Origin of the sequence: Methylotenera sp., assembly GCF_030684185.1 — a bacterium.
Lineage (GTDB): Bacteria > Pseudomonadota > Gammaproteobacteria > Burkholderiales > Methylophilaceae > Methylotenera.
In genome coordinates, this window is record NZ_JAUXOY010000027.1 from 264,890 (window position 1) to 279,015 (window position 14,126).

A 14,126-nucleotide genomic window follows, 5' to 3' on the forward strand; every position below is an offset into this window, starting at 1 on the left:
TCTTAAAACAGGTAAAATACCAATGTATCTGAGTAAAGATATATCAACAGAAAAGTTTATGCACATACAACTATTACCAGACCAACTGATTAGCCAAATCGCTGCGGGCGAGGTGGTGGAACGCCCAGCTTCTGCCTTGAAGGAGTTGCTGGAAAATAGCCTGGATGCTGGCAGCACTGATATTCAGGTGTCACTGGTGCAAGGCGGTGTTAAGCAATTGCGCGTGGCGGATAACGGTGCAGGCATTGCACAAGATGATTTGGCGATGGCGCTTACACGACATGCTACCAGCAAAATTGCCTCGTTAGAGGATTTAGAAGCAGTCGCCAGCTTGGGTTTTCGCGGTGAGGCATTAGCGAGTATCGCATCAGTATCACGCACGCAGATTAGCAGTCGTTATGCTCAGGCCAAACATGCTTGGAGCATAGCTTCGGAAGGCGGTGAAATAACACCTCTTGAGCCTGCTGCACTTGATGCTGGCACCATCATTGAAGTAAACGATTTGTATTTTAACACGCCAGCGCGGCGCAAGTTTTTAAAGACTGAGGGCACCGAGTTTGGTCATTGTGAAGCAGCTTTTGAACGCGTAGCGCTCTCGCGTCCAGATGTGGCCTTTATGCTGCAACATAATGGCAGAGCACTTAGCCGCTACGCCATTAGCACACCAGAAAAACGTTTTGGCGAGGTATTAGGATCAGAATTTTCCTCAGAAACGATTAGTGTGGATGAATCCGCAGCTGGTTTACGGTTATGGGGTGTGGCTGCTAAGCCGACATTTAATCGCAATAAAAGTGACACGCAATATGTCTATGTGAACGGCCGCTTTGTGCGAGATAAGCTTATTTCTCACGCTATTCGCCAAGCCTATCAAGATGTTCTGCATCATGACCGTCATCCGGCGTATGTACTTTTTATAGAGCTAGATCCAACTTTGGTGGATGTGAATGTGCATCCAAGTAAAACCGAGGTTAGGTTTAGGGATGGGCAAGCCATTCATCGCTTTATTTTTCATTCTCTGCATAAAGCACTCGCTACGCCAACGGGTATTTCGAGCGGAGCAACAGCGAATCAGGCTGCGTTTAATCCGTTTGGTAGCGCAAACCTCGTTCGCCCTGAGTCCATCGACAAGCTCAGGACAGGCCTTGTCGAAGGGTATCCGACATACCAGTCACAAATCAATTTAAGTGCTAATGAGCCAAATAGTTTTTATCAGACTTTATTTGGCGGTCACAAAAATAGCGCGCAAAACTATTCAAACAGCCAGTCAATCAACACTGCCTTGCAGACCAATAGGGACGAATCTGCTGGCGATGCCAGTTTTGCACAGAGTTTTAGTGAAAATCATGCTGAAAATGACTTTCCGCTTGGGTTTGCTGTAGCACAAATTCACGGTGTTTATGTGTTGGCGCAAAACGTGCAAGGTTTGGTGGTAGTGGATATGCACGCCGCACATGAACGTATAATGTACGAGCAATTGAAAAATGCGCTAGACACAAAAACGGTAGCCATGCAGCCATTGCTATTACCAGTTAGTTTCAATGCAGACAGATTAGAAGTTGCCACGGTTCAAGAGGAACTTAGTAGCGGGCAGGGTAGCTTGCAACAACTAGGGTTTGATATTGCTATTCTGTCGCCTACCACACTTGCAGTGCGCGCAGTACCTAGCATGCTGCAAGATGTAGATGCCGTAACACTTGCACGAGATGTGCTGCGTGATTTACGTGAATTTGGCGCGAGCCGAGCACTTACAGAACGCAGAAATGAATTGCTTGGTACTATGGCTTGCCATGCTGCCGTGCGCGCCAATCGAAGTCTCACTATTCCTGAAATGAATGCTTTACTGCGCGATATGGAGGCCACTGAACGTTCTGGACAATGCAATCATGGTCGCCCAACATGGTTTCAGGTAAGTATGAGTGACTTGGATAAAATGTTTATGCGGGGCAAATAACATGGCAGACCAAAATGCGATAGAACCAAAAATGCACTGGAATCAAGTGTATGCAACAAAAGCCGTTGATACAGTGAGTTGGTTTCAGCCGCATGCAGAAGATTCGTTGCGTTTTCTGCAAAAAACTGGTGTCAATCAATTGGCAGCAATTATTGATGTGGGCGGTGGCGCTTCAACATTGGTTGATGATTTATTGTTAAGCGGACACAGCAATGTATCTGTATTAGATATTTCAGAAAAAGCATTATTAGCCACTAAAAATCGCTTAGAATCACGCGCCAATCAAGTGAATTGGCTGATGGCTGATATTACAAAAGCCACATTACCCGCGCACAGTGTCGATGTGTGGCACGACCGCGCAGTGTTTCACTTTTTAACCTCGGCGGACGATAGGCAAGCCTATATTCAAAATATGCTGCATGCGGTTAAACCTAATGGTCATGTTATTATCGCCACATTTGCCGAGGATGGTCCGATGAAGTGTAGCGGCTTAGATACGGTGGGCTACAGCGCCAATAGCTTGCATGAAGCGTTGGGTGAATCATTTACACTGATTGCGCATGAAGAAGTGCAGCATCACACGCCAGGTGGTAATGTGCAGCAATTTAACTATTGCTATTTTCGCGTGCTAAGTCAGTAATTCAATTTGTGTGATTGATGGTAAGTTGAGTCAATATCGGTATGCGGAATGTAACAATGATAGTTTTACCTCTGGCTGTTTATTGATGCAGAGTCATATTGAATGACACACCTAAAGTTCCATTATTATGTATGAGATGCGCAATTGGCTTGCAATTTAGTTTTCAGCCACCTCCAAACAATGCTGTCTGGTACCTCTACACCATCCAAAATGTAGGCTAATGTTTTTACATGATCAAGCAATATGGGTAATGTGGCTTTTGCGGCAGGGCGACCACAGAACAGTATACGGTCGCCGATTGCAAGCGTGGTAAAGGTGTCTGGTACGAGTATAGGCATGTTGTCACGCAATAGCATGAGTGGGACTAAATCCAGCTGTTGTTCGCGGTCTGTCGGGTCTTGTGTGAGATTGTAGAGTGATACGGGATGCCCTTTGCTTAAAAACGCTGCCACTGCAGGCGCGCCTTGTTGGTCAATGGTAACCGCCCAAGTTTCGGGTACTAGTTCGCCCACTTTGCCAACCAGTTTACTGATGAGTTGGTTTGACCATGAATTACTTTGATTTCGCGCAAGTGCAAGAAATTGCGCCAGCATAGGTGAAATCATATGCGCTAAACATTCATGCGCGATAATGTCTGTAGGCTGCATGGTGATGTCAGCATTGAACTGTTTGAATAATGTATCGTTGTGCCGTTTATTTTTACGTATCACCACGAAAAGTTTTGGATTAAGTTCATAAGCGGTCATTACAATTGATAAATTGTTAATGTCATTGTCTGTGCCAGCCACAATGCCCACGGCGCTTTCTATGCCAGCTTCAATCAGTGTTTTAGCTTCAGTGCCGCTGCCAAGAATATATTGTTCGCAACCCGTTAATTGCGGCATGGCTTCCACAATCGTTGCGCTGATATGCTCTCGCTCCAGGTTTTTTATAACAGACTTTCCAAAGCGACCATAACCGCACACGACCCACTGCCCTCTAGGTGGCGTTTCAGGTGGCGGAATCGTATCACCAGGAATGTCTGTGAGCCATTCATGCAGAATATAGGTTCCAATCGCATGCACACGTATCGCTAATTGATCGCCAAATAAAGTGTAAGGATTAATGATATGGTCTGTGCCAAAAGAGGCCATATTAGCGGCAATGTCGTCGCGTTCAGCGCGTGCCAGCACTGGTAAATCAGGATTCATCAATTTGACGGCTACTGCTACGGCCAGATTAACTTCATCGTTGTCGGTTAGCGTGACTACACCACTACATAAAGGGTGATGAACACCCGCTCGGATGAGATTTTCTGGTAGCTTTGCATCTGCGCAAATATAGGGAATGACGCTTCTCGTGTCGCTTAGCTCTAATTCAGTTAAGCGTTCTTGTTGTGGTTCAATCACCACAACGCGCATACCTTTTTCATCCAGGGCTTTTGCTAATACACTTGCTGATTCCCCATAACTACATAAAATATAAAAAGGCTCTTGTAGTTGCCGCACACTGCGGGCAAAACGCTCGGTGGACATTGCCAGGCGCAGGCTTGGATCTTGTAATAAAGTGATGATTTTACCGATAGCGTAAAACCATGGAATGACCGTTAAATATATCGAAAAAGTCATCCACATTCGCTGCGCCTGGCTAAATGGGTAGGGTACTTCACCAAAACCAATGGTGGTAGCAGTATAGCTGATGACGTATAACGCTTGAAATACACTCATGTGCCATGGATGACCTTTGTCGTCAGTGCCTGGCATGAGCGTGAGACCAATAATTGCAATCCCAAAGCTTACGATAATAAAAATCAGGGGTCGCCGTAAACGACGTAATATCAGAAAAAGAATGCTATCCATGTCGGAGTGATTACCGTAGTAGCGTTAGAGTAATTTAACGGTTAACGTCGTTGACTAATGGTTTCAGCAATAAGCAGAATAACCGAAATAAAGTTTGCCATCAGTGCGCCACCAGAAAGAGAAACGATATAGACCGTTAGGCTGGCTTCGTCCATCTTTCCATCAAGCGCCGCCCATAAAATCGCGGCTGTAATGAGTTGTAAGTCAGCTGCCAGACTAGTTGATAGCAAAATTGCACCAACATGCGTACGGTCGCCAAATTTAAGTACTGTGGCAATCAGGCTGACAACTATGGCGGCATAAAGCTCATAAACATGGTGATGGCTGGGGTTGTCTATATCCCCGATAAAAAAACCAAAATTCAGCGTCATCGCCAATACGATAAAAAATCCAAAAACTACTTTTTCTAAATTCATGAGTTAAGTCCGCTACATAGAGTGTTTAATGAATAATGGATGCCTCTATAAATACAACTTTCGTTATTATACGGCGTTGCTCACAAAAAATAACTTCTTATATATCAACTGTATACCGCGTCGTTATTTTTTGTTCGCGCCTTGTCTAATTTATCGCACCAATCTTGTCGCTTTAGCGGCTTAGATTGGTGGTGATGACCTTTACGGTTGGAAACTTATATTTATAGAGAGACCCTAACATAATAGTTGCTTAAGAACAGGTATTATACAAGCCTTAAGTTTTACTTCACCTATACGTACTAGGTTTATTGATAAATAAGTCAGATGAATTTAACAACCTTACCCCCAGCCATATTCTTAATGGGCCCAACTGCCAGCGGTAAAACTGGCGCGGCGGTTGAGCTTATTTCAAAATTGCCTGTTGAAATCATCAGCGTTGATTCTGCTTTGGTGTTTAACGACATGAACATTGGCACGGCCAAACCTGATGCAGAAACATTGGCTAAAGCGCCGCATCATTTGATTGATATTATTGAGCCTACTAGCGCATATTCTGCGGCGAACTTTAGAAGTGATGCTTTGCGGTTGATGGCTAACATTACAGCACGCGGAAAAATTCCGTTATTAGTGGGCGGTACGATGCTGTACTTTAAAGCTTTGCAAGAGGGTTTAAGTGGTTTGCCTGAGGCAAATCCAGCTATAAGAGCTAGGCTTGATGCGCGCGCTGCATTGATTGGTTGGCCAGCTATGCATGAAAAACTGGCACTGATAGACCCAATCACCGCCACGCGACTAGAGTCTAACGATACGCAACGTATTCAACGTGCTTTAGAAGTATTTGAAATTACGGGCGAGGCGATGTCTGCCCTTTATGCCAAACAAACGGCTGAGGTTTTACCGTACAATTTACTTAAAATTGCCTTAGTACCAAGCGACCGCAAAGTGCTGCATGAGCGCATCGCGCTTAGATTCAACCAAATGTTGGCTGCTGGTTTTGTGGATGAAGTCAGGACGTTGATTGCGAAATACCCGACACTAACGCCAGAATCTACTTCGATGCGATGTGTCGGCTATCGGCAGGCTTTAGAGTATTTAAAAGGTGATTATGATGTGGCTGAATTCCGCGATAGAGGCATTTTTGCCACGCGGCAGTTGGCAAAACGTCAGCTGACATGGTTACGCGGTATGGATGATATTGTGCAGTTGGATTGCTTAGATGTAAACCTGAATGAATTTGTATTTAATAAAATAAATCAATACATTAACATTTAATATTAATGTATTGGATTAATTATAAATCACACATTTTTTGAATACGATTAGCGGCTTCAACACATTCATTTAAGTTTGCTACTAAAGCTAAACGCACAAAATTTTGCCCTGGATTTATGCCGTGCGCCTCACGCGCCAAATAGCTGCCTGGCAACACCGTGACGTTAAACTCGCGATACAATCTTAGTGCAAACTCGGTGTCTGATAAGTTACGGCCATTTGCTTGATTTATTTTGGCCCACAAATAAAACGCAGCATCTGGCATTTCAACCGCTAAAGCGCCTTTTAAAAGCGGGGTAACTGTTTTAAATTTTTCTGCATAAAGTCTGCGGTTTTCAATCACGTGGGCTTCGTCATTCCAGGCAGTCATGCTGGCGGCCTGCACCGCAGGGTTCATAGCGCAACCATGATAAGTGCGGTAGAGCGCAAACTTCTCAATAATTCTTACATCGCCAGCCACAAAACCTGAGCGCATACCTGGTACGTTTGAACGTTTAGACAGCGAGCTGAAAATAATGAGATTATTGTAATCTCTACCAAGTTTGTGAGCTGCTTGAAGTGCGCCTAGCGGAGGTGTTGCTTCATCAAAATAAATCTCGGAATAGCACTCATCTGCAGCGATGATAAAGCCGTATTTGTCAGATAATTCAAAAATGGTTTTCCATTGATCCAGGCTCATTACTTTGCCTGATGGGTTGCCAGGACTGCATATATACACAAGTTGAGTACGATTAAGAACATCAACAGGTACACTTTCAAAATCCATTGCATGTTGATTCTCGGGTAATGTATTTAAAAAATAAGGTTCTGCGCCTGCCAAAAATGCGGCACCCTCGTAAATTTGATAGAAGGGATTAGGTGAAATGACAATTGGTTTAGTCTTTGAACTGTCAATGACGACTTGCGCAAATGCAAAAAGTGCTTCGCGGCTACCTGTGACTGGTAAAATAGACGTATCAGGATTCGGTGCTGGAATACCGTAGCGGCGTGAAATCCAATTGGATATCGCTGTGCGTAGTTCAATTGAACCTATAGTCGTAGGATAGCTAGCTAAGCCTGATAAGTTATTCACCAGCGCGTCTTTAATGAGATGTGGTGTGGCATGCTTAGGCTCACCAATTGAAAGATTAATCGCAGAATAGTTAACGTTCGGCGTTGTTCCTTTAAATAAATCGCGTAGGCGTTGAAAAGGATAGGGTTGCAGTAGGTTAAGGTTTGGATTCATAGCCAGTATTGTAATATAGCGCACGCACTAACCAAAATTTAGAGCCAAATTTTTTTGAAGTAACTATTAAACTAGCAACTATCGAGCTAAAGAATAAAAATGACAATATGAATAACGCCAATCAACCACAACATCATGCATCAGGCCATTACCTTGTCGTGTTTGGATTACTGTTTGGTGCGCTATGCTGGGGCATTATTTGGTATCCGTACCGTATCATGGCAGAGGCTGGCGTTTCCGGTGCGGTGTCAAGTTTTTACACATATTGCATTGCAACAGTTATTGCAGGGATTTATTTCGCTAAATATTGGCGCGGTATTTTTAATCTGCCGTTTAGTATTATCTGGCTAGGCATTGTTGCAGGCTGGACGAATCTGGCTTACGTGCTGGCTGTGATTGATGGCGAAGTCATGCGTGTGATGCTGTTATTCTATTTATCACCACTTTGGACGCTGATACTGGCGCACTTTTGGCTTAAGGAAAAGACGCAACTGGTCGGTTATATTGCCATTGCCGTTTCGCTTATTGGTGCATTTATCATGTTATATGATCCACAGGTGAGCAGCTTGCCATTACCTAAAAACACGGCAGAGTGGCTGGCTTTGTCATCTGGCATGGGCTTTTCGATTACCAACGTAATTACACGGCAATCCACCCATTTAAGTATTCGGGCTAAATCTTTTGCGGTCTGGCTGGGTGTGTTGGCGGTATCACTGGTGTTTATAATATTTTCAAATAATGCTATTTCAGCACCAAGTGTATTCAGTTTATCTAACTGGCTGGTCATGATTTTAATTGCCATATTGTTAATGGCGGCGACGTTGTTAGTGCAATACGGTGTCACAAGAATGCCTGCGACACGTGCTTCAGTGCTGTTTTTGTTTGAGTTGGTGGTTGCCGCAATCGCATCCTATTATTTAGCGCATGAAACGATGGCAATTAATGAATGGATAGGCGGCAGTTTGATTATAGCTGCCGCAATATTTGCGGCATTTAACCATGGTGATTAAATCCATACAGATTAACTGCCGAAACTACTGTTACGTGCACCTTCAGCAGCAAAACGCATTTTAAGTGATAAGTCATTGCGTGAGTCAGCATTTGCAAGCGCATTTTCGTCATCAATTTTACCATTGCTGAATAATCTGAATAATGATTGGTCGAATGTGTTCATGCCAATATCATTGCTATCAGCCATAATGTCTTTCATATCGCCCATTTTTTGTTTTTGAATCAGTTCGGCGATGTAAGGTGTGTTAATCATGACTTCAGTTGCAGCAACACGTTTGCTTTGCGTGCCCGGAATAAGTCGCTGAGAAACAATCGCTACTAAGTTCATTGATAAACCCAGCAGTAAACCCGCTCTGGCATCTTCTGGGAAGAAGGAAATAATGCGTTCAAGCGCTTGGTTAGCATTGCTGGCGTGCAGGGTGGCAAGGCATAAATGACCTGTTTCTGCGTAAGCCATGGCGTTTTTCATGCCATCCATATCACGCACTTCACCGATTAAAATTACGTCAGGTGCCTGGCGCATGGCGTTTTTAAGACCGTTTTCAAATGATAGTGTGTCAATTCCCACCTCACGTTGATCAACGATTGATTTTTTATGCGGATGGATAAATTCAATGGGGTCTTCAAGCGTGAGAATATGCCCGTTACTTGTTGTATTGCGGTGATCAATCATAGAGGCAAGGGTGGTGGTTTTTCCTGAGCCGGTAGCGCCAACCACTAAGATCAGGCCACGTTTACGTAATATTAAATCTTTCAACACAGCAGGTAAGCCAAGTGAATCAATTGAAGGGATATCCGTTTTGATATGCCGAATAACCATGCCAACTTCGCCGCGTTGTCTAAAAACGTTGACACGGAAGCGTCCGACATCTTTTTTACTAATAGCGAAATTGCACTCTAAAATAGATTCAAACTCCATGATTTGATCTGGACTCATGAGCGAATAAGCAATTTCCTTAATCATGCCAGGCGTCATGACTTGAGCATTGATAGGCAATGTGTCACCTTCAATCTCAATGTGAATAGATGCGCCAGTACTAAAGAAAAGGTCCGAACCACCTTTATCCAGCATGAATTTCAAGATGGGGCTGATGTCGATTGCTGCCATGATTTATTCCTATATTTCTTTTAAAAATCTTAGTAAAAAACTATCTGTGTGACTTTATCATAAAAGTATTCACTATGCTCCCTGAGCCTGTCGAAGGGTATGCGACCCTACGACAGGCTCAGGGAGCGAGGGGAGTAGCTGAGTAAATTTTTTGATAAATCTCTTCAAGTGACTTGGAAAATTTATCTGTATCAAACAAATTAGAAGTCATCTTAGTCGCAAGCAATTTTTGTTTGAGTTCCAACAGTTTCGAAGGGTTATTTGCCAGATAAAGCGCTTTATTTTCATAATCTTGCAGTGAGTATGTAATAAGATCAGTCATGTCTGCAGCATTCAGTAAGCTAGCCGCTACGCGTGCTGCAAAGGTGTCGCCAGCACAAGTTAATACTGGCAGGCCCATCCATAATGCATCGCTACAAGTCGTATGAGCATTGTATGGAAGCGTATCTAAAAATAAGTCTGCATGTACATGACGTGCCAGATGATCGGCAATGGAAACCCTCGGTGCGAATATCAACTGATCTTCATAGATGCCTTGTAGTGCGGCTTCGCGAATCAAATTTTGTTTTGCCCAAGTATTGCAGTCCAGTAGCCAAAGCACGCTGTTAGGCAATGCTTTGAGCAGGCTTATCCATATAGAAAAAATATCAGGCGTAATTTTGAAAGTTTGGTTAAAGCAGCAAAATACAAAGGCGTTGTCTTGCAGACCGCAGGCTTCGCGACTGGGCAGCTTACCTATTGGGCGTTTACAGTCGTTCGGTTGATAGCTATGCGGCAACAAGGCTAATGTTTCGGCATAATTATGTGCAGAATCCGGGGGGCTAATGAAGCTGTCACTCAGAATATAATCGTATAGCGGTTTTTCATTAATGCCGCCCATCGTGCCCGGAAAGCCAAGCCAGTTGACATTGATAGGCGCGGGACGCAATGCGACAATGCCACTGCGGCTGGTCTGCGTGAAGCCGGTTAAATCGACCAAAATATCGATGTTGCAGGCATTTATTTTTTTTGCGGCATCTATTTCTGATAAATGACGAATGTCATGAAATTGATCAAACGCCTTTTCTAGTCTGGTTCTCGCACTTGATTTGTCATTTACGCCATAGGAAAATGCCACGATTTCGAATATTGTGCGGTCGTGCAGTTCTATGAGTTCACTCACTAAAAACGCAAGTGGATGTAATCTGAAATCTGCAGATAAATAACCAATTCTGATTTTTTTATTGTTATTCGGCAGGTAGGTGAAATTAAGCTGTTCACCTTGTTTAATCAGTGCTGCATACCGATTCTTTACCCAGTTATTTGCACAGGTTTTTTGTTCTTCCGCTGTGGTGGTTGGCATCGCTAAAAAAGCAAAAGGGGATATTTGCGCTTGAGGCAGGTTTTTCACCCAATGGCGAATTTCGGCAATATCTTCTTGCAAGCCTTGCCAGTCGCAGATGTGTTGTTTTTGGTGTGCTAAATGCACTTTGGCATGGTATAGCGCGGGGTTGATGCTTAACGCTTGTTTGTAACTTTCAATCGCCAAATCCAGTTGGCCTAATTCACGCTGAACATTACCCAGATTGTTATAAGCATCAGCGTCATTTGGCGATAGTTGAGTGGCTTTTTGATATTGTTTTGCCGCTTCAGCCGATTTGCCAAGCTCTCGCTGTGCATTGCCTAAGTTGTAGTATAAGACTGAGTCTTGTGCATTAAAAAGTAACGCCTCTTGAAAACATGCTTCGGCTTGTGTGTAGTTGCCGATAGACTGTGCCTCGTTTCCTAGTGATGTTAAGCAATGGCAAAGAGCAGCCCTTATATCATCCTGTTTTGGCAATGCGCGTAATACCCGGCGATAATAACCTGCAGCTTCTTCATAGCGATTCAGCGTCAATAAAGTATTGCCTAAGTTTAGTTGAACATCTAAGTCTTTAGGTTGCAGCAGTATCGCTTGCTGAAAGCTTTTGACGGCGGCATCCAGTTGGTTGTCTGCGCTCAATGCAAGCCCGTAGTTATTCAAGTAATCAAGATTACGCGGGCTGATTTTTAAGGCTTTGGCAATGTGCTGCACTGCCAGTGATGTTCGGTTGGTTTGGTAGCAAATTACGCCTAGCATGTGCAACGCGTCCGCATGATTGGGTTGCAGGGCAAGCGCTTGTTGAAGTACCGACTCAGCTTGCTCTAGCTGATTGTTGCGATAATGTTGCAGTGCGGTTAAATAGTGAGCTTGAGGCATGCGCTAATTTTAACCTGAAATGCGATTTGAACTTACAGTCAAGTTGTAACTTGCAGATACGTTGGAACTTGCAACCATTTTTGCCAATTTCTTTAAACCTAATTTTTTCAGTGTAAAACGGTTCGGGTTCAATAGACCTGCTAACCCTGCTGGCATAGGATGGTTTTCATCGCAGATTAAGCATGCCAAAAGCTCCGCACACATGGGCGCGCTGGTAAAGCCACGACTGCCATGCGCCACATTGATATAAAGCCCTTTTATCCACGGCAATGTCTCTGGTTTTGCATTTGGGCGGGGTGGGGCAGATTTCAATGCGGTGTTATCTAACAACTCACCCAGTAATGGAAAGTAATCGGAGGTAGAGCATCTGAGTGAAACGCGGCCATTTGTGATGTTGTGTTTAAGATTTTCATATAGAGGTATTGAAAAGCTTTTAAGCCTTGCCAAATTGGCAAGGTGGTCGTAATCGTCAAGCGCTAAATCAGTGTTTTCTGTTGAGAATGTTGCCCCCAGGCAATGCTGATTATTTACCGCTGGGCTCAGGTAACCATCACTACATATTATTGATTTAAGCTTTTGGCTGGTATCTGTAGCTGCAAGAATGCTCACTTGCCCACGCACTGCCTGTGTTTTTAAATGGAGGCTTAAGCCTAAATTTTGTGCTTCGTTGGCATTTGCAATGATGAGTAAATCAGCTTTTTCAATTATTTTATCAGCAGAATAAATCTCAAATAAATTATTATTTTTCAATATATTATTAACTAAACTTAATGTTTTTACTGAGATATTTTCATGCTCGGTTAAACGCTTGCAAAGTTGTTGCGGATTTACCCAGGCGGCGCCAGGAAAATACAGCGCATCATGGTTCAATGTGATGCCAGCAATGCTGCTAGCTTCGGTAGCTGTGAGGTATTTTAAAATCTCTTCGGCATGATTTTGTGCGGCGACTTTTTGAATGCGGGCTAACTCTCTTGGGTTGAAGCCCAGTTGTAGCATGCCGCAAATATTGATGTCAGCAGGATTGAGATTGAGCGATTTAAAGAAATTTAAACTATACAAATAACTTTCAAGCGCGAATAGGCTTGCATCATCATCGCCACTTAAACGTGGGTAAAGCATCGCTTGTGGATTTCCAGAGGCTTCGCAGGCTATCTTATCATTGCGTTCGAATAATGTGACTTGAATGCCACGAGTCGCCAATGCATAAGCAGTGCTACACCCCGCGATACCGCCGCCAATCACAATCGCTGTTTTATGCGTCATGAACATTCCCAACAAAATACCCAATCAGCATTTCACGTTTTTTACCAAAACCAGTTTGTTTGCTGACTGAAAATCCAGCCTTGATTAACGCTCGCCGCACCTCTCCAGCGCTGGTGAATGTAGAAAAAGTGGCGGTTGGGTATGAAAGTCTAGCCATCTCTTCAAATAATACAGCTTGCCACATGTCAGGGTTTTTGACTGGTGCAAAGCCGTCTAAAAACCATGCATCAATTTTATTTTCTATCTGGCTTAAACGCTCTGTTGCGTCGCCGATTAAAATTGTTAAGCGGATACGATTGTTAAACAGCGTGATGGTTTCTACGCCGCTAATGAGTTGTACATACTGCGCTAAAAGTGGCTCACTAAACCCTTGTAATTGAGGCCACATGGTCAATGCTGCCGTTATATCCGGTAAGTTTAGCGGATATTTCTCTACGCTAATAAAATGTAAAGCTGCATCCTGGGGTGTGGTTTCTAGCCATAGTTTAACGGCGCATAAAAAATTTAAGCCTGTACCAAAGCCAGTTTCGGCAATGGTAAAGTTTTTTGCAGTTAAGTTTTGCCAGCGGCTTTGTAGATGATTGCCCTGCAAAAATACATAATCAGTTTCAAGTAAACCGTTGTCGGTAGAAAAATAAACATCATCAAATGCGCTGGCATAGGGCTGGCCATTTCGCCATTCTACTTTTGCAATGTAATTTTTAGGTTTATTCGGCACTCGCATTTACCGCGATTTTAAAGACGACTTTGTGAATATTCTCTGCAGCAACTAGTGGTGCATGGGTATCTTCAGGAAAAAATATGCAGAAAGTATTTGGCGGTGTAGACAACCAGGTGGCAGGGGTGTCGTGAAAGAATTGAATATCACTTGCGGCATTGTAAACATCTACCGGCTGATGGCAATCTGAAAGCGATTTCCAGCCCATTTCATCTGTTCCATCTAGCACTAACTGTATGTCGATGTATTTGCGATGACATTCTAATTGCGCGACTTCGCGAGAACGTCCCGGAACACGCTCTACAATGGCGAACAAGTCATCACCTGCAATAGAGTGTCGCCCAGACGCGAGCAAATGTAAGTCTGTATTTTTTATATATTCAAACACTTGAGGAAACATGGGGTGTAATCGGGCGTAGCGCTCAGCGTTTGCAATCGTATCAAAAATCATGAGAATATCCCTCGA

General features: G+C 43.6%; 12 protein-coding genes. 4 read left to right on the plus strand and 8 right to left on the minus strand.

What is annotated here, in order from left to right; translation table 11 throughout:
• Positions 1–58: 58 nt before the first annotated feature.
• Both mutL and Q8J82_RS11180 read left to right on the plus strand, forming a co-directional pair.
• Positions 59–1,951 carry a DNA mismatch repair endonuclease MutL gene (gene mutL / locus Q8J82_RS11175; protein WP_305328317.1) on the plus strand — a complete coding sequence of 631 codons (1,893 nt, stop codon included), beginning with the start codon at positions 59–61 and terminating at the stop codon, positions 1,949–1,951.
• A 1-nt stretch (position 1,952) separates the two neighbouring features.
• Complete coding sequence (locus tag Q8J82_RS11180) at positions 1,953–2,591, plus strand: class I SAM-dependent methyltransferase (protein WP_304891702.1); 639 nt, start codon at positions 1,953–1,955, stop codon at positions 2,589–2,591.
• Between the two features lie 125 nt (positions 2,592–2,716).
• On the opposite strand, the gene Q8J82_RS11185 is transcribed toward Q8J82_RS11180, so the two are convergent.
• Both Q8J82_RS11185 and Q8J82_RS11190 read right to left on the minus strand, forming a co-directional pair.
• Complete coding sequence (locus Q8J82_RS11185; protein ID WP_304891701.1) at positions 2,717–4,429, minus strand: TrkA family potassium uptake protein; 1,713 nt, start codon at positions 4,427–4,429, stop codon at positions 2,717–2,719.
• A 41-nt stretch (positions 4,430–4,470) separates the two neighbouring features.
• Positions 4,471–4,845 carry a DUF6394 family protein gene (locus tag Q8J82_RS11190; protein WP_304908284.1) on the minus strand — a complete coding sequence of 125 codons (375 nt, stop codon included), beginning with the start codon at positions 4,843–4,845 and terminating at the stop codon, positions 4,471–4,473.
• Between the two features lie 324 nt (positions 4,846–5,169).
• Between Q8J82_RS11190 and miaA the strand changes: the two genes are divergently transcribed.
• Positions 5,170–6,117 (plus strand): tRNA (adenosine(37)-N6)-dimethylallyltransferase MiaA, encoded by a 948-nt coding sequence (gene miaA, locus Q8J82_RS11195; RefSeq protein WP_305252114.1) that lies wholly within the window; start codon positions 5,170–5,172, stop codon positions 6,115–6,117.
• A gap of 19 nt (positions 6,118–6,136) precedes the next feature.
• Here the strand turns inward: miaA and dapC are convergent, their stop codons facing one another.
• Positions 6,137–7,342: a succinyldiaminopimelate transaminase gene (dapC, locus tag Q8J82_RS11200; RefSeq protein ID WP_304890447.1), complete on the minus strand. Its 1,206-nt coding sequence runs from the start codon at positions 7,340–7,342 to the stop codon at positions 6,137–6,139.
• 107 nt (positions 7,343–7,449) lie between these two features.
• Here dapC and Q8J82_RS11205 point away from each other — a divergent pair, with 107 nt between their 5' ends.
• Positions 7,450–8,352, plus strand: coding sequence for a DMT family transporter (locus Q8J82_RS11205; RefSeq protein ID WP_305327367.1), 903 nt, complete (start codon positions 7,450–7,452; stop codon positions 8,350–8,352).
• A gap of 11 nt (positions 8,353–8,363) precedes the next feature.
• Here Q8J82_RS11205 and Q8J82_RS11210 read toward each other — a convergent pair whose 3' ends face one another.
• The 5 genes from Q8J82_RS11210 to Q8J82_RS11230 all read right to left on the minus strand — a co-directional run bounded on the left by Q8J82_RS11210 (position 8,364) and on the right by Q8J82_RS11230 (position 14,111).
• Positions 8,364–9,461 carry a PilT/PilU family type 4a pilus ATPase gene (locus Q8J82_RS11210; RefSeq protein ID WP_305328318.1) on the minus strand — a complete coding sequence of 366 codons (1,098 nt, stop codon included), beginning with the start codon at positions 9,459–9,461 and terminating at the stop codon, positions 8,364–8,366.
• Between the two features lie 118 nt (positions 9,462–9,579).
• On the minus strand, positions 9,580–11,679 hold the full coding sequence (locus Q8J82_RS11215) for a tetratricopeptide repeat protein (protein ID WP_305328319.1): 2,100 nt from the start codon (positions 11,677–11,679) through the stop codon (positions 9,580–9,582).
• Between the two features lie 9 nt (positions 11,680–11,688).
• Positions 11,689–12,942, minus strand: coding sequence for an FAD-dependent 5-carboxymethylaminomethyl-2-thiouridine(34) oxidoreductase MnmC (gene mnmC / locus Q8J82_RS11220; RefSeq protein ID WP_305328320.1), 1,254 nt, complete (start codon positions 12,940–12,942; stop codon positions 11,689–11,691).
• Positions 12,932–13,666 (minus strand): tRNA (5-methylaminomethyl-2-thiouridine)(34)-methyltransferase MnmD, encoded by a 735-nt coding sequence (gene mnmD, locus Q8J82_RS11225; protein WP_305328321.1) that lies wholly within the window; start codon positions 13,664–13,666, stop codon positions 12,932–12,934. The genes mnmC and mnmD overlap by 11 nt, the downstream gene beginning before the upstream one ends.
• Positions 13,650–14,111, minus strand: a complete 462-nt coding sequence (locus Q8J82_RS11230) for a YhcH/YjgK/YiaL family protein (RefSeq protein WP_304908278.1) — start codon at positions 14,109–14,111, stop codon at positions 13,650–13,652. The genes mnmD and Q8J82_RS11230 overlap by 17 nt, the downstream gene beginning before the upstream one ends.
• Between the last annotated feature and the right edge of the window lie 15 nt (positions 14,112–14,126).

Excerpts from the sequence above, each read along its gene's own strand:
- mnmC (WP_305328320.1), bottom strand. The coding sequence starts at position 12,942 with ATGACGCATAAAACAGCGATTGTGATTGGCGGCGGTATCGCGGGGTGT.
- mutL (WP_305328317.1), top strand. The coding sequence starts at position 59 with ATGCACATACAACTATTACCAGACCAACTGATTAGCCAAATCGCTGCG.
- miaA (WP_305252114.1), top strand. The coding sequence starts at position 5,170 with ATGAATTTAACAACCTTACCCCCAGCCATATTCTTAATGGGCCCAACT.
- mnmD (WP_305328321.1), bottom strand. The coding sequence starts at position 13,666 with ATGCGAGTGCCGAATAAACCTAAAAATTACATTGCAAAAGTAGAATGG.
- Q8J82_RS11230 (WP_304908278.1), bottom strand. The coding sequence starts at position 14,111 with ATGATTTTTGATACGATTGCAAACGCTGAGCGCTACGCCCGATTACAC.
- Q8J82_RS11215 (WP_305328319.1), bottom strand. The coding sequence starts at position 11,679 with ATGCCTCAAGCTCACTATTTAACCGCACTGCAACATTATCGCAACAAT.
- Q8J82_RS11185 (WP_304891701.1), bottom strand. The coding sequence starts at position 4,429 with ATGGATAGCATTCTTTTTCTGATATTACGTCGTTTACGGCGACCCCTG.
- Q8J82_RS11205 (WP_305327367.1), top strand. The coding sequence starts at position 7,450 with ATGAATAACGCCAATCAACCACAACATCATGCATCAGGCCATTACCTT.
- Q8J82_RS11190 (WP_304908284.1), bottom strand. The coding sequence starts at position 4,845 with ATGAATTTAGAAAAAGTAGTTTTTGGATTTTTTATCGTATTGGCGATG.
- Q8J82_RS11180 (WP_304891702.1), top strand. The coding sequence starts at position 1,953 with ATGGCAGACCAAAATGCGATAGAACCAAAAATGCACTGGAATCAAGTG.
- Q8J82_RS11210 (WP_305328318.1), bottom strand. The coding sequence starts at position 9,461 with ATGGCAGCAATCGACATCAGCCCCATCTTGAAATTCATGCTGGATAAA.
- dapC (WP_304890447.1), bottom strand. The coding sequence starts at position 7,342 with ATGAATCCAAACCTTAACCTACTGCAACCCTATCCTTTTCAACGCCTA.